Origin of the sequence: Jatrophihabitans sp. (assembly GCF_051960575.1) — a bacterium.
Classification (GTDB): domain Bacteria; phylum Actinomycetota; class Actinomycetes; order Mycobacteriales; family Jatrophihabitantaceae; genus JBQCEE01.
On sequence record NZ_JBQCEE010000007.1, the window covers coordinates 1 to 21,507 of the forward strand.

General features: G+C 69.7%; 20 protein-coding genes and 1 tRNA gene. 10 read left to right on the plus strand and 11 right to left on the minus strand.

Going from position 1 to position 21,507, the window contains the following annotated elements:
* The coding region (locus tag ACTHMS_RS00325; RefSeq protein ID WP_440304684.1) for a hypothetical protein at positions 1-188 on the plus strand (188 nt) is incomplete at its 5' end.
* A gap of 700 nt (positions 189-888) precedes the next feature.
* A complete protein-coding gene (locus tag ACTHMS_RS00330; protein ID WP_440304685.1) occupies positions 889-1,119 on the plus strand; it encodes a hypothetical protein in 231 nt (76 codons plus the stop codon).
* A gap of 101 nt (positions 1,120-1,220) precedes the next feature.
* On the opposite strand, the gene ACTHMS_RS00335 is transcribed toward ACTHMS_RS00330, so the two are convergent.
* From ACTHMS_RS00335 to ACTHMS_RS00345, 3 genes are all read right to left on the minus strand, one after another.
* Positions 1,221-1,721 carry an HIT family protein gene (locus ACTHMS_RS00335; protein WP_440304686.1) on the minus strand — a complete coding sequence of 167 codons (501 nt, stop codon included), beginning with the start codon at positions 1,719-1,721 and terminating at the stop codon, positions 1,221-1,223.
* Between the two features lie 251 nt (positions 1,722-1,972).
* Entirely contained in the window at positions 1,973-3,145 is a 1,173-nt protein-coding gene (locus ACTHMS_RS00340) for an LCP family protein (protein WP_440304687.1), read from the minus strand.
* Positions 3,146-3,392: 247 nt separating this feature from the next.
* A complete protein-coding gene (locus tag ACTHMS_RS00345) occupies positions 3,393-4,052 on the minus strand; it encodes a DUF6518 family protein (RefSeq protein ID WP_440304688.1) in 660 nt (219 codons plus the stop codon).
* Between ACTHMS_RS00345 and ACTHMS_RS00350 the strand changes: the two genes are divergently transcribed.
* Positions 3,995-4,267, plus strand: coding sequence for a hypothetical protein (locus ACTHMS_RS00350; protein WP_440304703.1), 273 nt, complete (start codon positions 3,995-3,997; stop codon positions 4,265-4,267). The genes ACTHMS_RS00345 and ACTHMS_RS00350 overlap by 58 nt on opposite strands.
* Positions 4,268-4,286: 19 nt before the next feature.
* Complete coding sequence (locus ACTHMS_RS00355; RefSeq protein ID WP_440304689.1) at positions 4,287-4,511, plus strand: GNAT family N-acetyltransferase; 225 nt, start codon at positions 4,287-4,289, stop codon at positions 4,509-4,511.
* 103 nt (positions 4,512-4,614) lie between these two features.
* On the opposite strand, the gene ACTHMS_RS00360 is transcribed toward ACTHMS_RS00355, so the two are convergent.
* From ACTHMS_RS00360 to ACTHMS_RS00395, 8 genes are all read right to left on the minus strand, one after another.
* Positions 4,615-5,166: a DUF6886 family protein gene (locus ACTHMS_RS00360; RefSeq protein ID WP_440304690.1), complete on the minus strand. Its 552-nt coding sequence runs from the start codon at positions 5,164-5,166 to the stop codon at positions 4,615-4,617.
* On the minus strand, positions 5,163-5,591 hold the full coding sequence (locus ACTHMS_RS00365; protein ID WP_440304691.1) for an NUDIX domain-containing protein: 429 nt from the start codon (positions 5,589-5,591) through the stop codon (positions 5,163-5,165). The genes ACTHMS_RS00360 and ACTHMS_RS00365 overlap by 4 nt, the downstream gene beginning before the upstream one ends.
* A 206-nt stretch (positions 5,592-5,797) precedes the next feature.
* Positions 5,798-8,359, minus strand: a complete 2,562-nt coding sequence (locus tag ACTHMS_RS00370) for a polynucleotide kinase-phosphatase (protein ID WP_440304692.1) — start codon at positions 8,357-8,359, stop codon at positions 5,798-5,800.
* Positions 8,356-9,774: a 3' terminal RNA ribose 2'-O-methyltransferase Hen1 gene (locus ACTHMS_RS00375; protein ID WP_440304693.1), complete on the minus strand. Its 1,419-nt coding sequence runs from the start codon at positions 9,772-9,774 to the stop codon at positions 8,356-8,358. Before ACTHMS_RS00375 ends, ACTHMS_RS00370 begins: the two co-directional genes overlap by 4 nt.
* Positions 9,775-10,189: 415 nt before the next feature.
* A tRNA-Arg gene (locus ACTHMS_RS00380) sits at positions 10,190-10,261 on the minus strand.
* A 33-nt stretch (positions 10,262-10,294) separates the two neighbouring features.
* Positions 10,295-11,038 (minus strand): DUF3105 domain-containing protein, encoded by a 744-nt coding sequence (locus ACTHMS_RS00385; RefSeq protein WP_440304694.1) that lies wholly within the window; start codon positions 11,036-11,038, stop codon positions 10,295-10,297.
* The gene (locus ACTHMS_RS00390; RefSeq protein WP_440304695.1) at positions 11,035-11,727 is read right to left on the minus strand and encodes a DUF305 domain-containing protein; all 693 of its coding nucleotides are present in this window, start codon (positions 11,725-11,727) and stop codon (positions 11,035-11,037) included. The genes ACTHMS_RS00385 and ACTHMS_RS00390 overlap by 4 nt, the downstream gene beginning before the upstream one ends.
* A gap of 10 nt (positions 11,728-11,737) precedes the next feature.
* Positions 11,738-12,568: a DUF3105 domain-containing protein gene (locus ACTHMS_RS00395; protein ID WP_440304696.1), complete on the minus strand. Its 831-nt coding sequence runs from the start codon at positions 12,566-12,568 to the stop codon at positions 11,738-11,740.
* A 148-nt stretch (positions 12,569-12,716) separates the two neighbouring features.
* On the opposite strand from ACTHMS_RS00395, the gene argS reads away from it, so the two are divergent.
* From argS to rho, 6 genes are all read left to right on the plus strand, one after another.
* On the plus strand, positions 12,717-14,369 hold the full coding sequence (gene argS / locus ACTHMS_RS00400; RefSeq protein WP_440304697.1) for an arginine--tRNA ligase: 1,653 nt from the start codon (positions 12,717-12,719) through the stop codon (positions 14,367-14,369).
* Positions 14,369-15,787 (plus strand): diaminopimelate decarboxylase, encoded by a 1,419-nt coding sequence (lysA, locus tag ACTHMS_RS00405; protein ID WP_440304698.1) that lies wholly within the window; start codon positions 14,369-14,371, stop codon positions 15,785-15,787. The genes argS and lysA overlap by 1 nt, the downstream gene beginning before the upstream one ends.
* On the plus strand, positions 15,780-17,069 hold the full coding sequence (locus ACTHMS_RS00410; protein ID WP_440304699.1) for a homoserine dehydrogenase: 1,290 nt from the start codon (positions 15,780-15,782) through the stop codon (positions 17,067-17,069). The genes lysA and ACTHMS_RS00410 overlap by 8 nt, the downstream gene beginning before the upstream one ends.
* Positions 17,066-18,127: a threonine synthase gene (gene thrC, locus ACTHMS_RS00415; protein WP_440304700.1), complete on the plus strand. Its 1,062-nt coding sequence runs from the start codon at positions 17,066-17,068 to the stop codon at positions 18,125-18,127. The genes ACTHMS_RS00410 and thrC overlap by 4 nt, the downstream gene beginning before the upstream one ends.
* The gene (gene thrB, locus ACTHMS_RS00420; protein WP_440304701.1) at positions 18,124-19,020 is read left to right on the plus strand and encodes a homoserine kinase; all 897 of its coding nucleotides are present in this window, start codon (positions 18,124-18,126) and stop codon (positions 19,018-19,020) included. The genes thrC and thrB overlap by 4 nt, the downstream gene beginning before the upstream one ends.
* A gap of 369 nt (positions 19,021-19,389) precedes the next feature.
* Positions 19,390-21,465 (plus strand): transcription termination factor Rho, encoded by a 2,076-nt coding sequence (rho, locus tag ACTHMS_RS00425; RefSeq protein ID WP_440304702.1) that lies wholly within the window; start codon positions 19,390-19,392, stop codon positions 21,463-21,465.
* The last annotated feature ends 42 nt before the right edge of the window (positions 21,466-21,507 follow it).

Genomic DNA, 21,507 nt, shown 5'->3' on the forward strand with positions numbered 1-21,507 from the left:
CGTGTGTTGTGTCCTTCCGCGAGTTCCATTGGCGTGGTCTCGCTGACCTTCACACGATGGCCTTCTACGTCGTGGTCACCCACGCCGAACCGGCTGCGGAGTTACACCACTTCCTGGGACGTCCCCCTCCATCAGCCGTCACATCGGAAGTCGCGGAACGCGGCATGGTGAAGCAGTCCTCCGAATAGCCGTCGTATATCGCACGAAGCGAAATGGACGGCGCTTGTCGAGGTCGTCGCATACGTGGGACGCGTTCCGCGCCAAGGGCGCACTTGCAAGTGCGGTGCCCCGTTCAGTTGAGCCGCATTGCGACGGGCTCGTACTACGGTTCGGCTGTGGCAGACGAGCTGAATCTCGGGCAGCTCGGCCCGGGCTGGGAACAGGCGGAGCGAGCACTCGCCGCGGTACAGCGCGACCTGTCCGACACCGTCGCTGACGCGCCCACGCTTGTACTACTGTGGCGCGACGTCCCCGCCGAGACTGCCCGTCCCGGCGAGCCGAGGACCCGCTGGGCTTACGTCGGCAAAGGCGTCGACTGGTACTTCGGCGCCAACGGAGGCTTCCGGCTGTCGGGCGACTACTCGTGTCCGCGGTGCTTCAGATCGCTAGTGAGACGTCAGACGCGATCGCGGACACCCTGCTCGGCTACCACGCGTTTTGGCCGCACTGCCCGAACGACGACTGAACCGCCCCGCACGCCGACACCGACCGTGAAAGCTGGTGGTTCTGCTCTCACGAAGGGCAAGGCATCGCGCCTATCGGTCAACTCGCCGAAGCCGCGCGCGAAAGGTGACCGTCGCGGGCCTAGTGAAGCGAAGCCGCGATAGCGGCATGGATAGCTGCCTCCCTGCAACCTCGTCTCCCGAGAACGCCTGCACACTCGTCTGCATGGTCATAGATTCACCTGACGAGACGCTTCGTCAGATCAAGCAGCTCCTTGATGACCAGGTCCCATTTCCGGGAGCCGACGAGATGACGCTCCTCGAGCACGTCCAAGATCTCATCGACGGCCTCGAGAGCTGGTCGGACCTGGCAGTCAAGCGCTTGCATCAGATCCATCACCTCTCAGGCACCCAGTGCGCCGCCTGCCCGAAGTACCTCGAAGCGGCGAAGTCCTGAAGTGTCGAGGCGACGCTGCGTCAACCTCGACTGCGCTCACCCGCGACAGCGGCATGGTCGCGCTGCGCCGCGACGGCGGCATGGTCGCGCACCGGCACCATCTAGCGGACGTAGGCGCGCAGAGCGAGAGCGAGCGAATCCCGCTCGGTCTCGCTGAGCCATTGTTCTTCGTTCTGGGTGAGGTAACGGAACACTGCTGGGCCGCGAGCTTCGTCGGGGTGGTCTGCGCTTACCGGCACTAGGTGGAGATGGAGGTGAGCAAATCCGACTGCCTCGGAGAACTGCATCAAGTAGGTCTTCTCGCAGCCTCTCACCTTGCGCAGAGCAAGACTTAGTCGCCGGATGAGAGGGCCGAGTTCCGTTGCGGCCTCGAGCGTCAGGTCCGCGAGTGACGTGACGTGTCGGGTCGGCAACACGACAAGCCACCCGGGCAATGTGCTGTTGAATGCGTGCACCACACGCCAGTGGTCGGTGTGAAGGATGTCCTCGCGCGGCGGCAGAGCGCCAGCCGCCTCCTGCTCGCAGGGAAGACAATCCGAGGCCAGGGCAGTGCTGTCCATCATCGCACCGTAGAGCGTCTCGGGGATGCGGGCGGCGGCCAAGTCTGGCCCGACACGGGCGAGCACAATCCGCGTGCGTTGAACCGGGCCTGATCGGGCGGGACGACAGGTCGCTCCCGCCTCCGTCGACTTTTCGGATCACTCACTTCCGAGACCGCCAGACGGCGTCCTTCAACAGCCGTTCACCCGTTCTGACTCGGAGGGGTGCCACGGTGCTGCGCGCCGCGACAGCGGGGCATCCTCGCGCGAGGAGGAGGTGGATCGGCGGGGCCCGCTGATTCCTGTTTGCGTCTTCAGTTGATGCAGGACGTCTTGCTTGCCGGCGTCGAGGGCCTGCTCGTGGAGGGGTTCCTGGCAGGCTTGATGGTGCTCGGGTCCGAGGGTGCGGTCTTGGTTGCGGGATGGGCGTTGAAGAGGTTGTCGACGACACGGCGCACCTGTGCCGGGTTGACGCTCAAGATGTCGGTGCCGTCGGGAAGCTGGGCGTTGCTGGTGGGGATGGTGGCGCCGACGATCCGGTTCGCGGTCAGGTTCTCCATCTGCTTGGCCAGGTCGAACAGGTGCAGACCCGGGTCGGCGACGATCGAGGTCTGGATCGCGTCCTTGATGGCGTTGAGCTTGGTGATCACGCCGACGGTGGCGACCTGCCGGAATGCTTGGGTCAGGAAGTACTGCTGGCGGCGGACCCGATCCAGGTCTTCGCCGCCGTCGGGGAAGTTGTGGCGTTGCCGGACGAACTCGAGCGCGGTGACGCCCTGCAGCGTGTGCGGGCCGGCGGACATCTTGAACCCTGAGCCGCCCGTCCCGCCGAGTGCCAGGTTGTGCTCGACGGTGTCATCGACGGCGGCGCAGAGATCGACGGAGACACCGCCCATGGCATTGCTGAGCCGGTAGAAGCCGAGCAGGCTGACCTGGACGTAGTGGTCGATCGTGACGCCGGTCAGCGTGGTGACCGTGGTGAGCAGCAGGTTGATGCCCGCGATACGCCACGCATCGCTTCCAGCGTGCGGGTGCGCCCGCTGCGCCTCGAGGTAGCCCTCGGCGTAGGCGCCGTTGAGCTTGCCCATGTACCGCCCGTCCGGGGCGGGAATCGAGACGTAAGAGTCGCGCGGTAACGACACCAGGGTCGCTCGCGACCCATCGGCCGGGACGTGCACGAGCATCATCGTGTCGGTCGCCATACTGCCGCCATCGCGACCGACCCTCAGCTCGTCGACCTCGGCATCAGTCATGTTCGAGCGGTCGTCGATACCCACCAGCAGCAGGTTCTGCGCAACCCCGGACCCCGCGCGCGGAGGAGGCTCACTCGGAGCGCCGGCGATGTGCCGGCCCACCGCGACAGCCAGTCGCTTCCCAGCATGGTCAAGGTTCCGAGCCGTGAAATACAGATACCCCGCGCCGCACAGCAGGAACATCGAGACCACAGCCATCAGCGCAACACCGACCCGCTGCAGCGTCCGTCTCACGAGCACCAGCCAATCACGCAACCTCGGAACTCGCGTCCGTGCCCTGATGGCAGCCTAACCCGCACGGGCCCACGGACTTCCCTACAGCGCCATGGCCGCGTCACTCGTGCATCGGTAGGTCTTGACCGATGCACGCGCCTTGCTGCCGCCGACCTGCGCTGAAATGCCAGCGCGGCGATGATCATCGATGCTGCGACAACACTCTCGACGATGTACGCCGAAGTTCGGAAGTTCGACCAGTACCCGATCAGCCCGTCGAAGTCGCCGGCGCGACGTGCAGCGAAGACCGCGACCGGCTCTGCGAGAAGAACAGCCCACTCACTAGGAAACGGTTGATCGTGCGGTGACGAGTCATGGCGCCGAGAACGCCGAGTAACGGACCGCTGATCAATCCTGCTTGGAAGTACCGGGTGTTCGCGTGAATGGCGAGGTCGATGCTGCTCCCTGCGCTGTGCGTGCCGTAGTCACTGATCAACGCCAGGCCAAGACAGAAACCCGTCAGAGCGAGGCTCGTCGCCACGACACCAACGACGGCACCAGCCGAGCGGGCTCGCACGATTGAGCCGCACCAGAACGCGACCAAGAGCCAGGGGGCACTCAGATTTCCAACCGCGTCGCGCAGACCAGCGTCTTGACCCTTCAGCAACGCGACGCAGAAACCGAAGAAGACCGCGACCGACAGCGACATAGCGACTCGCCACGGCCTCGTGCCAAGCATGCCTGGCACTGTATCCCGCCGCGTGAGCATCTCGGTCGGCTCGAGATGTCCCGGTCCGAAGTGATGGTCAGCGCCGGATCGGCGCGCGAGCGCCCACGCCGAAGGACGATCTCGGCCGCTGCGACATCCGCATGACCGCCGAACCAGGCGGCATGGTCGGGCTCTTCCAGGACCGGGGGGATGGCGCATGCGACATCGAGGGACTAGCCGAGCGACAAGATCAGGCAGAGACCACCCAGCTTCATGTCAGTGAGCACGACGCTGACCTGTCCGCGCGACTCTCCGACGAACTCGACAGCTTCAACGCTGTGGCAGCGCCCGGTCCGAGCGCCGTGCTGCTCAGCGTGAAGTGTGACAACGACCAGGGTGAACTTCTCGGCGGAATCACCGGGTGGACCTGGTAGGAGGCGGCGGGCATCAATCATGACCTGGGTCCGCGAGGACCAACGCGGCTCCGGCATTGGCGCCCACTTGCTGACTGAGTTTGAGCGAACCGCAATCAGTCGCGGGGCGCGGCGTGTCTTTGTCACCTCCTTCACGTTTCAAGCGCCCGGCTTCTACATGAAGCTTGGCTACCGCGAGATCTTTCGCTGGGAAGGCGTCCCAGTCGCCGGACAAGCGGATATCCACTTTCGCAAGGACCTTTGACCACAATCCTCCCCCACACCCGCGTGCCGCGTCACCGTCAGGATCGACTGAGACGACGGGACATCGGCGCGACCCGCCGCCGGCGGACCAGCGGCGTGACCGCTCATTCGGCGGCGGTCACTGGTCTGGCTGCGGCGTCGTCACGAGGTATGGCGTTGCGGAGCCGGATACAGCTGAAGTCGCCGCCGACTGCGACGACAGCGTCGACGTACGGCCAGAGAGATGTCGCGATCCGTAGTTCTGCACCGTGCTCGGCGATGGCGGTCTGGCAGTCGGTGACCTCACGAACGGCAAGGACGCATGCACGCTGCTCGTTGACCCAGTACCCCGCCGCTGCGTCGAGCACGGTGAAGCCGGCAGCGTCGAGTTCGTGCACCCGCAGGCAGACCCCTTCGAGCGCGGGGAGCCATGCCTGTTCGATGGCGATGACCCGGTCGGCCGGTGAAGCGAGCAACACATTGGACGGTGCGTCCCGTACGGCCCAACAAACGCGCGGGCACTCTCGGGGGAGCAAGTAATTCGCTAAATGGAACTCGTCGACCGCCCACACCAAGTGTCGGCCCGCCTGGGGCGACCCAGCCGGCGCAGCACGTGGCGTCATCTCGTCGAACGGGCCTTCCTCGCTGACGTGGAACAGCCGTGGGCCACTCGTCACGTCGTCCGTACCGCACGCTGCACGTGCCGGACCCAGGGAATCGCGCCCGCCGGATAAAGCGGTACCCGCTCGCCATCGTCGTCGAATGGCCGCCAGACTATCGGGACGCTGCTGCCGTCGCTCTCCATCAGGCTTGCGCCGACGAGGGCGGGCTCCGGTCTGAGCCGACCGGTGTAGACGAAGACCACCTCATGATCGAGCACGCCGCCGACGCGGAAGATGTTCTCGACGACGCCTAGTAACGTCAGCCCGTCGATCGACGCGCTGAGCTCTTCGGCAACCTCCCGGACCATCGCGTCGCGACCAGTCTCGCCTAACTCGACGCTTCCACCGATCAGCCGGTGATAGCCAAACGGACTTTCGGTCGTCGCCGGATGAACTGACACTGCGTGGGCCTGGAGATCGGCGTTCGGGGCGATCAACATCGACTTGACCCTGATGCACGAGCGGTCTGTTGACACGAACTCGGAGCCTAGTGACATCCAGTCTGATTCGACCGAGATGCAGATCGCTACGACATCGGCATGGTCGTGCACTTAGCGGCGCTCGTCTGTTCGACGAGGGATCTGACACCGCCTGACGACGGCGACGCGCGTGAGCGGGACGTCGTACCACCGCGACCCCGCATCGCTCAGAGGCGAGGATCGACTGGCTCGGATTCCAAGGAGAGCACCGCGAAGACGCATTCGTGGACTCGCCATAGGGGTTCCTGTCGTGCCGCGCGATCGAGGGCTTCCAGGCCCAGGGCATATTCACGCAGGGCCATCGATCGCTTGTGCCCGAGTCCGCGCTGCCGCAATCGATCGAGGTGCTGCGGTTCGGTGTAATCGGGTCCGTAAATGATCCGCAGGTACTCACGGCCCCGTACCTTCAGGCCGGGCTGGACGATGCCGCGGGGTCCGCGCGTCAAGTTGTCCGCAGGCTTGACCACCATGCCCTCTCCGCCGGCCGCTGTCATTTCTTCCCACCAGTGGACCCCGGCAGTGACTGAGTCAGGATCAGTCGTGTCGACGGCAAGCCGCCGGGTTGCTTGCATCAAGGCGGGGTCGGCCGCGACCAAGCGGTCAGCGCGCTCGAGGTGCCAGTCGTGTGGCCTTCGGTGGTGAGTCGCGCCATCGGACGCGAGAATCTGGAAAGGGGCAACACGGACGCCGTCCAGGCCCTTGACGTCCCAGCAGTAGCGCCGGTACGCCTCGGCGAAGCGATCGGCGTTGCTTGCCCGTGCCTCCGTCCGAGCCAGCAGTTCGCTGATGTCGAGCCCACGCGATGTTGCTCGGCGCAGCGCTTCGGTCGCCGGTGGCAGCGCGGCTCGCGCGGCCGCGCCGACGGCCGCGTATTGGTCGCGCAGCAGAGCGCCGGCTTTGGCGCTCCACGGCATGATCTCGGCGTCGAGCAGGAGCCACGACGTGTTCAACTCGTCGAAGAGGCCAGCTACCTCCGCCGCGGCCCTGATCCGTTCAATCAGCTCGGTGACCAGACGGTCGTCGAAGAAGGGGCGGCCGGTCCGTGTCCAGACCGCACCGAGACGATCACCAGGCGCTCCGAAGCGAGCGCGTGCGGAGTCCAATGAACGGCACACCAGGAGGACGGCCCTGGAGCCCATGTGCTTCTCCTGGCAGACGACCTGGTCGACACCGTCGGTACGGAAGGCGCTGAAAGCCTCCTCGGGGTGCTCGAGCATGCCAGGCCTGGTCGAGGTCGCGACCGGGCTCATCGTCGGCGGCAGGTACAGCAACCAGCGCGGGTCGACCGCGAAACGGCTCATCACCTCGAGAGCCGCAGCGGCGTTCTCCTCTCGAACCCCGATCCGCTTGACGTACGACGTCTCGAGCACGCGACGGCCGGCGACGTCGGCAATATCGAGCACGTCAGGATCGCGACGCGTTGCCGACGCGGCCGCCGCGGCCTCGGGATTGGCCGCGAACGGCTTGACCGGCTCGTAGTGCACTCGTTCAGCCGGCACGGACACGATCTCGCGTTCCGGGTAGCGCAACGCCGTGAGGCGTCCGCCGAAGACGCAGCCGGTGTCGAGGCAGAGGGTGTTGTTGACCCACTCCGGCGCCGGTACCGGCGTGTGCCCGTAGAGGACCATGGCGCGGCCGCGGTACTGCTCGGCCCACGGGTAGCGCACGGGCAACCCGTACTCGTCGGTCTCGCCGGTCGTCTGCCCGTACAGGCAGAACTCCCGAACGCGGCCCGACGCGCGACCGTGATACCGCTCCACGAGACCCGCGTGCGAGACCACCAGGCGTCCATCGTCGAGCACGTAGTGGCTGATCAGGCCGTCGAGGAAGCGCACGACCTCGGCCCGGAACTCCTCGGGTTGCTGCTCGAGCTGCGCCAGCGATTCGGCCAATCCGTGGGTGCGCTGGACGTTGCGTCCCTTGAGCGCTTTGAGCAGCTTGCTCTCGTGGTTGCCGGAAACGCAGAAGGCGTGTCCAGCGGCGACCATGCCCATCACCAGCCGCAGCACCCCCGGTGTGTCCGGGCCACGGTCGACGAGGTCACCAACAAAGACCGCTCGCCGGTCTGCGTGCTCGGCGTCGATTGCGCGACCCGCCGCGTCGCGACGGAACGTGTACCCGAGGTCCGACAGCAGGGTCTCGAGTTCCGCGCCACACCCGTGGATGTCGCCGATGACGTCGAATGGGCCGGTCTCGTGGCGAAGGTCGTTGAACAGGCGCGATCGCGAGATCGTCACATCGGCGACCTCCTCCTCGCTGCTCAGCACGTGGACGGTGCGGAATCCCTCGCGGTTCAACCCACGGAGACTCCGGCGCAGCTGGTCGCGCTGGCGGCGGACGACGTGTGGTCCGAAGTCCCGGTCGGGACGCGCCGCGTTGCGCTCGAGGCAGATCCGCTCGGGCAGGTCCAGGACGACGGCCACCGGCAGCACGTCGTGGTCGCGAGCGAGGGCCACCAGCGCGCGCCGGGCTTCGGCCTGCACGTTGGTCGCGTCGACGACGGTGAGCCGGCCGAGTGCGAGTCGCTTGCCGACGATGAAGTGCAACACCTCGAACGCGTCGGTGCTCGCAGCCTGGTCGTTCTCGTCGTCGGCGACCAGGCCACGACAGAAGTCGGACGAGATGACCTCGGTCGGCCGGAAGTGCGCTCGGGCGAAACTCGACTTCCCCGAGCCGGACGCGCCGATGAGCACGACGAGGCTGAGCTCCGGCACCGTCAACGTCGTCATGCGGCGATCTCGCCACGAGTGAAGACAGCCATCTGCGTGGGTGCGCCGACGTCGAGGTCCTCGTCGCCGACCGGGAGCAGCCGCACGCGATAGCCGTGTGCCGAGGCGGTGCTGTCAGCCCAACTCGCGAATTCGGCCCGAGTCCACTCGAAACGGTGGTCGCGGTGCCGCCGGGCACCGGCCGGCAGCGTCTCGTACCGCACGTTGTATTCGACGTTCGGGGTAGTGACGACGACCGTGCCGGGTCGGGCGACGCCGAAGACGGCGCGCTCGAGCGCCGCGAGACGGGGTGGATCGACGTGTTCGATGACCTCCATCAGCACTGCCGCGTCGAGACCCTGCAGGCGGTCGTCGCGGTAGGTCAGCGAACTCTGGAAGATGTCGATCCGGGCCCGCTGCTCGGGCGTCATCCGATCGAGCTTCAGCTTGCGGCCCGCGATCTGGAGCGCGCGCGCCGAGACGTCGGTGGCCACGACGTGGTCGAAGAACCGGTCCGCGAGGAGCTGGGCAACCAAGGTGCCCTCGCCGCAGCCAAGATCGCCGACGCGGCGCGCGCCGCTCGCGCGAAGCGCCGCGAGCACTGCACCACGCCGAAGTTCGTGGAGCGGCAGCGGCTTGTCGGGCGGCTCGAGGATGCGGGCGCCGTCAACGGCGTCGTCCACTGCCTCCGGCTCTGTCTCGTCCAATTCGGCCAGGCGAGCCAGGGCCTCGCGAGTCAGCTCTCGGCGGTGGAGCAGATACCGACGAGCGATCAATGTCTTCTCGGGATGGGTCGCCAGCCACGTCCCGCCGGCGCGCACCAGCTTGTCGACCTCCTCGGTGCTGAACCAGTAGTGCTTGCCGTCGTCCAGCACCGGTAGCAAGAGGTACAGGTGGTTCAGCGCGTCAGCCAGCCGAACCGTGCCGGTCAGGACGACGTCGAGGTACCGCGATGCGCCCCACTGTGGGAGCTCGGGGTCGAGCGGAACCGACGTTGCATCCACCGTCCAGCCGAGTGGTTCGAACACTCGGCGGGCAAGCTCGACGCCGCCCGAGCAGGGGAGTGCGGGGATCGTGATCTCGAGCGGCAACGGCGAGGCGGCGAGCTCCGGGCGGGCGTTGCACTGCCCGGCCAACGCGGATCGGAACACGTCCTTCATCGCCACCGCCATCAGGCTGGACGCGGCATAGGGACGGTCGTTGACGTATTGCGCCAAGGCGAACCCCTCACCATCACCACGCCGCCCCCGCACCAGCGCCACCGGGTCGACCTCGAGCAGCAGCGCGGCCGTGCAGCGCTGTTCGTTGGCCTCGGGGTAGAACACGTGCGCCGTTCCGACGGCGAGCTCGAACGCCTGGACGCGATCGGGGTGCTTGTGAAGCAGGAAGCCCAGATCGGTCGCAGGTTCGCGCGTCGTCGTGATGGTGATCAGCACGGCGTGATTGTGTCCCACGGGCGCCAGCGAGATCGTCGCCGCCGCCCGCGGTCGGGCGTTGGTCGAGCGACGTTGAAGGGTCGGGTCTGCCTAGCCGCCGCTCGCAGGGTCAGCCGAAGGGCGGCATGCAACGGCCTGACCGATGGTCAGGAGCGTCGCCTGGGCGGTGCGGGGGAGACCCCGCCGCCGGCGTTGTTATCAGATCGTGACCTGGATTCGTACCGCGACGTGTCGCCGGGTGCCGCGCGCCCGGAATTCCTTGTGCCGTCGGACTTCCCGGCGCGGACGAGCCCCTCGCCAGAAATGGATCTTGTGCGCACGCGATGCGTACAAAATGCGTACAAGATCAATATCGAAGGACCACAGATGCCTGTCCACGTGCCTGGAGGCCAGCAAATTCGGGCCTTCCGTCGAGTGCCCCCGGCAGGATTCGAACCTGCGCTCCCGCCTCCGGAGGGCGGTGCTCTATCCCCTGAGCTACGGGGGCGGCAAACCCGATCAGCCTAGCAACCCGCTCCAGTCAGCTCGCAGGCGCCGACAGCGGATGGCCGGGGGTGCTCGGATGCGCCTTGAACGTCGGCTGCGAGCAGGACGCGCCGAGCTCGGGCGTGACCGCCGGATTGGCCCGGACGGCGTTGACGAAGGCGATCAGTCGCGGGTCGGACGCCGAGTCGAGGAACAGCTGGTAGTCCCACGACTGCAGCGAGATCGGCGACTTCAGACCGGGGTAGGGGCTCACCAGCGTGTAGTCGGTGCCGCTGAACAGCGAGGTGAGCCGCGCCAGGTCGGCCTGCGGCAGGCCCGGGCGGTAGGTGACCCAGACGGCGCCGTGCTCGAGGTCGTGCACCGCGTTCTCGTCGGCGATCGGCGCGGTGTAGATCGTGCCGGTGCAGTCGGCCCAGTAGGCCGAGTGGTCACCACCGACCGGCGGGGACGCGTCGTAGCGCACCACGCCGTCGACATGGTCGTGCTTCGGCTCGGGCCGGAAGACAACCCCAGGGATCGCCTTGAGCGTCGCAGGTTCCGGGCGGATGTAGACGTTGTTCGGGTCGGTCGCGCCGGCGGACGCCGAGGTGCTCGTCCCACCGCCGGCCGCGGCCCCGCTGCTCGACCGTGAGGGCGCCGTCGTCACCGGCGCGGTGCCGGTGCGCGACGTCGCGGTGGTGCCGTGCCCGGTCGCCGCACTGCTCGTGCACCCGGCCGTACCGACGGCGCAGAGCAGCCCCGCGGTGGCGAGAGCGACGCGGCGGCGCAGTGCCGTCACGGGGCGGGCAGCGGCGTGCCGCCGAGCTTGCGCAGCTGCTGCTCCATGTAGGTGATCTCGCTCTGCTGCGCGTTGAGCATCGCCTGGGCCAGGGTCTTCACGTACCCCTCGGACGCGTGCGCCACGGCGTACTCGGCCATCGGCAGGCCGCCCTGGTGGTGCCGGATCATGAGCTGCAGGAACAGGATGTCGAGCGCCTTGCCGTGCAACGACTCGAGCTTGTCCATCTGGTCCGGCGTCGCCATGCCCGGCATGAGGTTCCCGTGCATGTCCATGCCGTGCATGTCGCCCATCGACGACCCCATCCACGCCATGCGCGGTTGCGTCGTCGTGTACGGCAGGTGCCAGGCGTCCAGCCAGCCGTTCATCTGGCCGATCTGGAACTGCTGGCTGGTCTCCATGTCGGTGGCCAGCACCTTGAGCGCCGGGTCGGTGGTGTTGTCGCGCTCGTAGCCGGCCATGATCACGGCCTGCTCGTGGTGGGTCGCCATGTCGCGCGCGAAGCCGGCGTCGACCGAGCTGGACGACGGGGTGTCCGCCGAGCCGGACGAGTGCCCGAGCAGCCAGCCCGCCCCGCCGGCCAGCACGAGCGCGGCGACGGCGAGCACCGCGACGAGCACGATCCGCAGGCGCGAGCCGCCGTCCGGCGCCTCGCTGACGTCGGTGTCGGGTTCGTCGAGGAGAGTCATGACTGCTCCATCACTTCGCGGCGGCGCTCGGGTCCTGCATGGTGTTCGCGGCCGACACGTCCGACGAGCTGAGCGGGTGCCCGAACGTGCTCGGGTGCGCCTTGAACGTGGGCTGCGAGCAGGTGGCGCCGTACTCGGGCGTGATCTTCGGGTTGTGCACCAGCTCGTCGATGAACTGCTGGATGCGCGGGTCGGTGACGCTGTTGACGAACAGCTGATAGCCCCAGGCCTGCAGCGAGACCTTGGTCTTGAGGTCGGGGTACGGGCTCATCGCCATGTAGTTGTTGCCCTGCACGTCCTTGGCCAGCGTGGCGATCTCGGACTGCGACAGCGCGCCCTGCTTGTAGGTCACCCACACCGCGCCGTGCTCGAGCATGTGCACCGCGTTCTCGTTCGCGATCGGCTGCGGGTAGACCGTGCCGGTGCAGTCGGCCCAGTAGTCGCTGTGGTCGCCGCCGACCGGGGGAGTGCTGTCGTAGGACAGCACACCCGTCCGGTGGGTGTGGTTCGGCTCCTTCTTGTACGTGACGCCCTGGATCTTGGCGACGGCCGGCAGCTCCGGCTGGGTGTAGGGGTTGCCGGCGTCGTTGCTGCCGCCGCCGCTCTTGGTCACCGCCACGACGACGACCACGACGGCGAAGGCGACGACCACCGCGACGGTCGCGATCAGGCCCCACGGCGTCTGCTTCTGGTTGACGATCGACTTGCCCGGCTTGCGGGCGGGCGGGCGGCCCGCGCCACCCGGCTTGGCCGTCGAGACCTTGCCGGACGTCGCCGTGGCGCCGCTGCGGCTCCCGGGCCGGCTGCCGGCCTTCGCGGGCGGGTTCTTGCGCTGCGCCATGCGGGATCCTTCTCGACGGTCGACCGGTCACGGACTCGGGACATCACGGACGGCACCGAGTCTAGGCGGCGAGGATGAGCGCGGGCCCAGAGCACACCGGCCCACACGGGCCCGAATTCGGCCGGTCGCGCCCCACTACGATTCCTCTGTGACACCCGCAGAGCTGGCCGAGGCCGTCCGCAGCGCCGTCGCGGACGTCGTCGCGACCGGTGCGCTGGCGGTCGACGTCCCCGCCGAGGTGCTCGTCGAGCGCCCGAAGAACCCCGAGCACGGCGACTACGCCACGAACGTCGCGCTGCGCCTGGCGAAGCCCGCCGGCCGGCCGCCGCGCGAGGTCGCCGAGCTGCTCGCCGAGCGGCTGCGGGCGGCGTCCGGCATCGAGCGGGTCGACATCGCCGGGCCCGGCTTCCTCAACATCACCCTCGGCGCGGCCTCGCTCGGCCTCGTCGCGCGGCAGATCGTCGAGGCCGGCCGCGAGTACGGCCGCAGCGGGCAGCTCGCCGGGCAGCGGATCAACCTCGAGTTCGTCTCGGCCAACCCGACCGGGCCGGTGCACCTGGGGCACACCCGGTGGGCCGCGCTCGGAGACAGCCTGCACCGGCTGCTCGAGGCGGCAGGTGCCGAGGTCACGGCGGAGCACTACATCAACGACTTCGGCTCGCAGCTGGACAAGTTCGGTGCGTCGCTGTCCGCCGCCGCCCACGGGCGGCCGGTGCCCGAGGACGGGTACCACGGCGACTACGTGCCCGAGGTCGCGAAGCAGCTCGTCGACGCCGACCCGGCCCTGCTCGACCTCGACGGGGATGAAGCGGTCGCCGCGTTCCGCGAGGCGGGCTACCTCGCGATGGTCGCGAAGGTGCGGGCGAGCCTGCTGCGGTTCCGGGTGCACTTCGACGTCTGGTTCAGCGAGCGGACGATGCACGAGAGCGGCGCGGTCGACGCCGCCATCGACCGGTTGCGCGAGCAGGGCCACGTCTACGACGCCGACGGTGCCGTCTGGCTGCGCACGACCGGCTTCGGCGACGACAAGGATCGCGTGCTCGTGCGCAGCAACGGCGAGAAGACGTACTTCGCCGCCGACGCCGCGTACTACCTCGACAAGCGAGGGCGGGGCTTCGAGCGGCTCGTCTACATGCTCGGCGCCGACCACCACGGTTATGTCAACCGGGTGCGGGCGATCGCGGCCTGTGCCGGCGACGACCCCGACCAGACGCTCGAGGTGCTGATCGGGCAGCTGGTGAAGCTGCTGCAGGACGGCGAGGAGCTGCGGCTCTCGAAGCGGGCCGGCACGATCGTCACGCTCGACGACTTCATCGACCTCGTCGGTGTCGACGCCGGGCGGTACTCGCTCGCGCGCTGGTCGGCGGACACCCCGCTGACCCTCGACATCGCCGAGATCACGCGGCGCTCGAACGACAACCCCGTCTACTACGTGCAGTACGCGCACGCGCGCACCTGCAACGCCCAGCGCAACGCCGAGTCGGTGGGCATCGGCCTCGACGTCTTCGCGCCGGAACTGCTCGACCACCCGCTCGAGGCCGTGCTGCTCACCGCGCTGAGCGACTTCCCGCGCGTCGTCGCGTCGGCGGCCGAGCTGCGGGCGCCGCACCGGGTGGCGCGGTACCTCGAGGACCTCGCCGGCCACTACCACCGCTGGTACGACGCCTGCCGGATCATGCCGCGCGGCGACGAGCCGATCGAAGCGGTGAACCGCACCCGCGCCTGGGTCAACGCGGCCACCCGCCAGGTGCTGGCGAACGGCCTGCACCTGCTCGGCGTCGACGCCCCCGAGAGGATGTAGTGGCCCGCACCGTCCACCCGGCCGGCCCCCGGCACGCCGACGACGCGCCGGGCGCCGCCTCGCTGTTCCGTCCGCGCGACGTCAACGTGCTCGACCCCGCGATCTGGCCGGTGTCCGCCGACCGCGTCGACGGTGTCGTCACGCTCGGCGGCGTCGCGGTCACCGACCTCGTCGCCGAGCACGGGTCGCCCACGTTCTTCCTGGACGAGGACGACCTGCGCTCGCGCGCCCGCGACTGGGCCGCCCACGACGTCGACGTCTACTACGCCGGCAAGGCGTTCCTCTGCACCGCCCTCGCCCGCTGGCTGGCCGACGAGGGCCTCGGCCTCGACGTCTGCACCGGCGGGGAACTCGCCGTCGCGCGCGCCGCCGGGTTCCCGGCCGAGCGGCTCGAGTTCCACGGCAACAACAAGTCGACTGCCGAGCTCCGGCGCGCCGTCGCGGCCGGGGTCGGTCAGGTCATCGTCGACTCGTTCGACGAGATCGACCGGCTCGCCGCCGTCGCCGCCGAGGCCGGCGTGCGGCAGCGGGTGCTCATCCGCGTCACCGTGGGCGTCGAGGCGCACACGCACGAGTTCATCGCCACCGCGCACGAGGACCAGAAGTTCGGCTTCTCGCTGCGCGACGGCGCCGCCGCCCGCGCCGCCGAGGCCGTGCTCGCCCACGAGAGCCTCGAGCTGGTCGGCCTGCACAGCCACATCGGCTCGCAGATCTTCGAGACGTCCGGGTTCGAGATCGCGGCGCACCGGGTGATCGGCCTCGCCGCCGCGCTGCGCGACCGGCACGGCGTCGAGCTGGACGAGATCAACCTCGGCGGGGGGCTCGGCATCGCCTACGTCAGCGGCGACGACCCCGAGACGCCGAAGCAGACCCTGGAACGGCTCATCGGCATCGTCGAGGTCGAGTGCGCGACGGTGGGGCTGCGCGTGCCGCGCATCGCCGTCGAGCCGGGCCGGGCGATCGTCGGCCCGAGCGCGATCACCGTCTACGAGGTCGGCACGGTGAAGCCGGTGACGCTCGACGGCGGCACCGAGCGGGTCTACGTCTCGGTCGACGGCGGCATGAGCGACAACATCCGCACCGCCCTCTACGACGCGGCGTACACCTGCGTCCTGGCCAACCGTCGATCCGAGGTCGAGCCGATCCTGTGCCGGATCGTCGGCAAGCACTGCGAGAGCGGCGACATCGTCGTTCGGGACGCGTGGCTGCCGGGTGACCTGCGTCCGGGCGACCTGCTGGCGGTGGCCGCCACCGGCGCGTACTGCCGCAGCATGGCCAGCAACTACAACCACGTGCCGCGACCGCCCGTGGTCGCCGTCCGCGGCGGCGTGTCGACGGTGATCGTCCGTCGCGAGACCGAGGAGGATCTGCTGCGGCTCGATCCGGGCTTCACCGATCCGGGGGTGCACCGTGTCTGACGCGTTGAGGGTCGCGCTGCTGGGCTGCGGTGTCGTGGGGTCGCAGGTCGTCCGGCTGCTGGACGAGCAGGCCGACGACCTCGCCGCGCGCATCGGCGCGCCGCTGGAACTGGCCGGGGTGGCGGTGCGGCGCCCGGCGAAGCACCACGACGTGCCCGCCGAGCTGCTCACCACCGACGCCGAGGCGCTGGTGACGCGCGACGACATCGACCTCGTCGTCGAGGTGATCGGCGGCATCGAACCGGTGCGCTCGCTGCTCATGACGGCGCTGCAGCACGGCAAGTCGGTGGTCAGCGCCAACAAGGCACTGCTCGCCGAGGACGGCGCGACGCTGCACGACGCGGCCGCGAAGGCGGGCGTCGACCTCTACTACGAGGCGGCGGTGGCGGGGGCGATCCCGTTGCTGCGTCCGCTGCGCGAGTCGCTCGCGGGCGACCGCATCACTCGGGTGCTCGGCATCGTCAACGGCACGACGAACTTCATCCTCAGCCGCATGGACGCGACCGGTGCCGGTTTCGGCGAGGCGCTGGCCGAGGCCACCCAGCTCGGGTACGCCGAGGCCGACCCGACCGCCGACGTCGACGGGTACGACGCCGCGTCCAAGGCCGCGATCCTCGCCGGCCTCGCCTTCCACACCCGCGTCACGTCCGCCGACGTGTACCGCGAGGGCATCGGCGAGGTCACCGCCGCCGACATGGCGAGCGCGCGCGCCATGGGGTGCACGGTGAAGCTGCTCGCCATCTGCGAGCGCACCGACGCCGGCGTGGCCGTGCGGGTGCACCCGGCGATGATCCCGCGCACGCACCCGCTGGCCGGCGTCGGCGACGCGTTCAACGCCGTCTTCGTCGAGGCCGAGGCGGCCGGCTCGCTCATGTTCTACGGACGTGGAGCCGGCGGCGCCCCGACCGCGAGCGCGGTGCTCGGCGACCTGGTGGCCGTCGCCCGCAACCGCGTCAGCGGCAGCCGCGGTGCGGGGGAGAGCGCCTACGCCGACCTGCCGGTGCAGCCGATGGGCGAGGTCACCACCCGGTACCACGTGGCCCTCGACGTGAGCGACCAGCCGGGCGTGCTCGCGTCCGTCGCCTCGGCGTTCGCCGAGCACGGCATCAGCATCCAGACGGTGCGGCAGGAGGGGCGCGGCGACGCCGCCACGCTGGTGCTCGTCACGCACAGCGCCCCGGACGCCGCGCTGCGGGCGACCGTCGACGACCTGTCGAAGCAGGAGTTCGTGCGCCGCGCCGCCAGCGTCATGCGTGTCGAGGGGATGGCGGCGGACCGATGACATATCGCCAGTGGCCCGGGTTGATCGAGGCCTACCGCGACCGGCTGCCCGTCGACCCGGACACCCCGGTGGTGACGCTGTACGAGGGCGCGACCCCGCTCGTCCCGGCGCACGAACTGTCGCGGCGCACCGGCTGCGAGGTGTACCTCAAGGTCGAGGGCGCCAACCCGACCGGGTCGTTCAAGGACCGCGGCATGACCATGGCCATCTCGAAGGCCAAGCAGGACGGCGCCAAGGCGGTCATCTGCGCCTCGACGGGCAACACCTCGGCCTCGGCCGCGGCCTACGCGGTGCGCGCCGGCATGACCTGCGCCGTGCTCGTGCCCGAGGGCAAGATCGCGCTCGGCAAGCTGGCGCAGGCGCTGGTGCACGGCGCACAGCTGCTGCAGGTCGACGGCAACTTCGACGACTGCCTCGAGCTCGCCCGCAAGCTGGCGGTCGACTACCCGGTGTCGCTGGTCAACTCGGTGAACCCGTTCCGGCTGCAGGGGCAGAAGACCGCCGCGTTCGAGATCTGCGACGTGCTCGGCCGGGCGCCGGACATCCATTGCATCCCGGTGGGCAACGCGGGCAACATCACCGCGTACTGGATGGGCTACCAGGAGTACGCGGCCGACGACATCGTGCAGGGCACGCCGCGCATGTTCGGCTTCCAGGCCGCCGGCGCCGCCCCGATCGTGAAGGGCGCGCCGGTCGCGAAGCCGACGACGATCGCGACGGCGATCCGCATCGGCAACCCGGCGTCCTGGACCTTCGCCGAGCAGGCCCGTGACGAGTCGGGCGGTCTCATCGACGCCGTCACCGACAAGCAGATCCTCGAGGCCTACCGCCTGGTCGCCCGCAGCGAGGCCGTCTTCGTCGAACCGGCGTCGGCGGCGTCGGTGGCCGGGCTGCTGATGACGGCGGCCGACGGACGTCTGCCGAAGGGCGCGACGGTCGTCTGCACCGTCACCGGCAACGGGCTCAAGGATCCCGACTGGGCGATCGCCGGGGCACCGAAGCCGATCACCGTGCCGGTCGACGGCGCGGCCGCTGCCGGCGCCCTGGGTCTGGCTTGACCGCCTTCGTCCGGGCACCGGTCACCGTCGAGGTGCCGGCGACCAGCGCCAACCTCGGTCCGGGGTTCGACGCGCTCGGCCTGGCCCTCGACCTCACCGACACGCTGACGGCCGAGGTGGTCGACGACGGGCTGCACATCGACGTCCGCGGCGAGGGTGCCGGCGTGGCGCGCGACGAGTCGCACCTCGTCGTGCGCGCCATGCGGACCGCCTTCGAGCGGCTGGACGCCCGACCGCCGGGCCTGCGGCTCACCTGCCACAACGCCATCCCGCACGGTCGCGGCCTCGGCTCGTCCGCCGCCGCCATCGTCGCCGGCCTCGTGCTGGCCCGTGGCCTGGTCGCGGGCGGCCCCGAGTGGCTGCCGGACGACGAGGTGCTCGCGCTCGCCGCCGGGCTCGAGGGGCATCCCGACAACGTCGCCCCCTGCCTGCTCGGCGGGCTGACCGTCGCCTGGACCGAGGGTGGACACGCGAGCGCGTTGCGTCTCGACGTCGACTCGAGGGTTCGACCGGTGGTGCTCGTGCCGCCCTTCGAGGCGTCGACCGAGCGCGCCCGCGGCCTGCTGCCGACGTCCGTGCCACACGCCGACGCCGCCGCCAACGCTGGGCGTGCCGCCCTGCTCGTCGCCGCCCTGACCGGCGCGCCGGAACAACTGCTCCCCGCGACGGCCGACCGCCTGCACCAGCAGTACCGCGCCACCGCGATGGCCGACTCGTTCGCCCTGGTCACGCGCCTGCGCGCGGACGGCCACGCGGCGGTGATCTCCGGAGCGGGCCCGACCGTGCTCGTGCTCGCCGACGAGGCGTCGGCGGCCACCGTGCTCGCCGCCGCGCCGGAGGGCTGGCGCGGGCTCGCCCCCGGCGTCCGCGCCGGGCGTGTCACCACGCGCTGAGCGCCCGTCACGGGCGCCGACGCGACGTCCCCGACGACGTCCGTGCCCCGTGCGACGGCCGGAACATCCGGGTGCGTGGCGGTGTTGCTGGCCGTGAAGTGAGGGTCTAATCTGGCCGTGTCAGTCAATCGCGGCGAAGGTCCTGACGACGGCAGCAGTCAGCATCCCCGATCTTCGCGCCTTGCCGGACGTTCCCCCCTCATCGACGTCTTCCGTCGTGTCGGGCGGCTCCGGTCGCTGACCAACCACAAGCTTCCCGACACCACGTCGGGGGACCCCGATCAGTCGGTGCAGTCCGTCGGGTCGGAGTATTCGGCCGCAGCGCGCCCGGAGGGCGCGCCGGCCCCATCGGAAGGATCCGATCTCACTGTGACCGACACCAACGAGCAGACCCTGCCGGCCGTCGCGGAGGCGCCGTCGGACACCGGGTCGGCCGGCGGCCGGACGCGTCCGGCCGCGAGGAAGGGCTCGCTCAACTCCCTGCTGCTGCCCGAGCTGCAGCAGATCGCCGGCGGCCTCGGGCTGCCGACGAAGATGAAGAAGAGCGACCTGATCAAGGCCATCCAGGACGCCCGGGCCGCGGGCTCCTCGGCCGGCAGCGGCGCCCCGCGCGAGAGCGCCCCGAGCAGCAACGGCGGCGCGCCGTCCGCCGGCGCGGCCGACAGCAGCGCCGAGCGCGCCCCCCAGGTGGCCCGCACCGACCAGCACGACCGCGGCGACCGCGCCGACCGCGCCGACCGGACGCGCGGTGAGGTCCCGGCGGCCGAGGTGTCGTCCGACCGGGGCGGCGAACCGGGCACCGAGCGGCGCCGCGAGCGCCGTCCCGACCGCACGCGCGACGACCGCCCCCGCGACGAGCACCGTGGCGACGGCGCGTCCACCGACCTCGCGCCCGCCGCCGACGCCGGCGACGGCGGCGAACGCCCGCACCAGCAGCAGGGCGGCCAGCCGAACCGCCGGCAGCGCAACGAGCGCCGTGACGGCGGCCCGAACCGTTCGCAGCAGGGCGGCGACGGCCACCAGGGCGGGGGCCGGCCGACCAACCAGGGCAACGCCTCCAACCAGGGCAATGGCGGCCAGGGCAACGGCGGCCAGGGTAACGGCAGCCAGAGCAACGGCAGCCAGGGCAACGCCGACGGCCAGCGCGCGGCGAGCGGCGAGCAGGGCCAGGGCGGCGCGGGCGACGACGAGGAGTTCGGCAGCCGTCGCGGCCGGCGGTACCGCGACCGGCGCGGGCGCAACCGCGACCGGCAGGGCACCGGCTCGTTCGGTGGCAACGCCGATGTCGAGCCGACGGTGACCGACGACGACGTCCTCATCCCGGTCGCGGGCATCCTCGACTCGGTCGAGGAGAAGAACACCTGGTTCGTGCGCACGAGCGGCTACTTCGCGACGTCCGACGACGTCTACGTCGCCAACTCCTACGTCCGCCGGTTCAACCTGCGCCGCGGTGACGCGATCACCGGCGCGGTGAAGCAGGCGCGCGACGGCGAGCGGCGCGAGAAGTACAACCCGCTGGTGCGTCTCGACACGGTCAACGGCCGTGACCCGGAGACGCTGAAGAACCGGGTCGAGTTCACGAAGCTGACGCCCCTGTACCCGCAGGAGCGGCTGCGGCTCGAGACCGAGCCGCACGTCTTCACGACACGGGTCATCGACCTGGTCATGCCGATCGGCAAGGGCCAGCGCGCGCTCATCGTGTCGCCGCCGAAGGCGGGCAAGACCTCGGTGCTGCAGGCCATCGCGAACGCGATCGCCACGAACAACCCCGAGTGCCACCTCATGGTCGTCCTCGTCGACGAGCGGCCCGAGGAGGTCACCGACATGCAGCGGTCGGTGAAGGGCGAGGTCATCGCCTCGACCTTCGACCGCAAGCCGCAGGACCACACGATGGTCGCCGAGCTGTCGATCGAGCGGGCCAAGCGGCTGGTCGAGATGGGCCACGACGTCGTGGTGCTGCTCGACTCGATCACCCGGCTCGGCCGCGCGTACAACCTAGCCGCGCCGGCGAGCGGCCGCATCCTCTCCGGTGGTGTGGACTCCACGGCGCTGTACCCGCCGAAGCGTTTCCTCGGTGCCGCCCGCAACATCGAGAACGGCGGCTCGCTCACCATCCTCGCGACGGCCCTGGTCGAGACCGGGTCGACGATGGACACGGTGATCTTCGAGGAGTTCAAGGGCACCGGCAACGCCGAATTGCGTCTGCGTCGCGACATCGCCGACAAGCGGATCTTCCCTGCGGTGGACGTCGACCAGTCCTCCACGCGCAAGGAGGAGATCCTGCTCAGCCCGGACGAGCTCGCCGTGACGATCAAGCTGCGCCGCGTGCTGCACGCCCTCGAGCCGCAGCAGGCGATCGACCTCTTGCTCGACCGGCTGCGCAAGACCCGGACGAACCTCGAGTTCCTCATGCAGATCGCGAAGACCACCCCGGGCCAGGAATAGCTGAGCGGCCACGGTGATCTCCCGATAACGAGTTGGCAACAA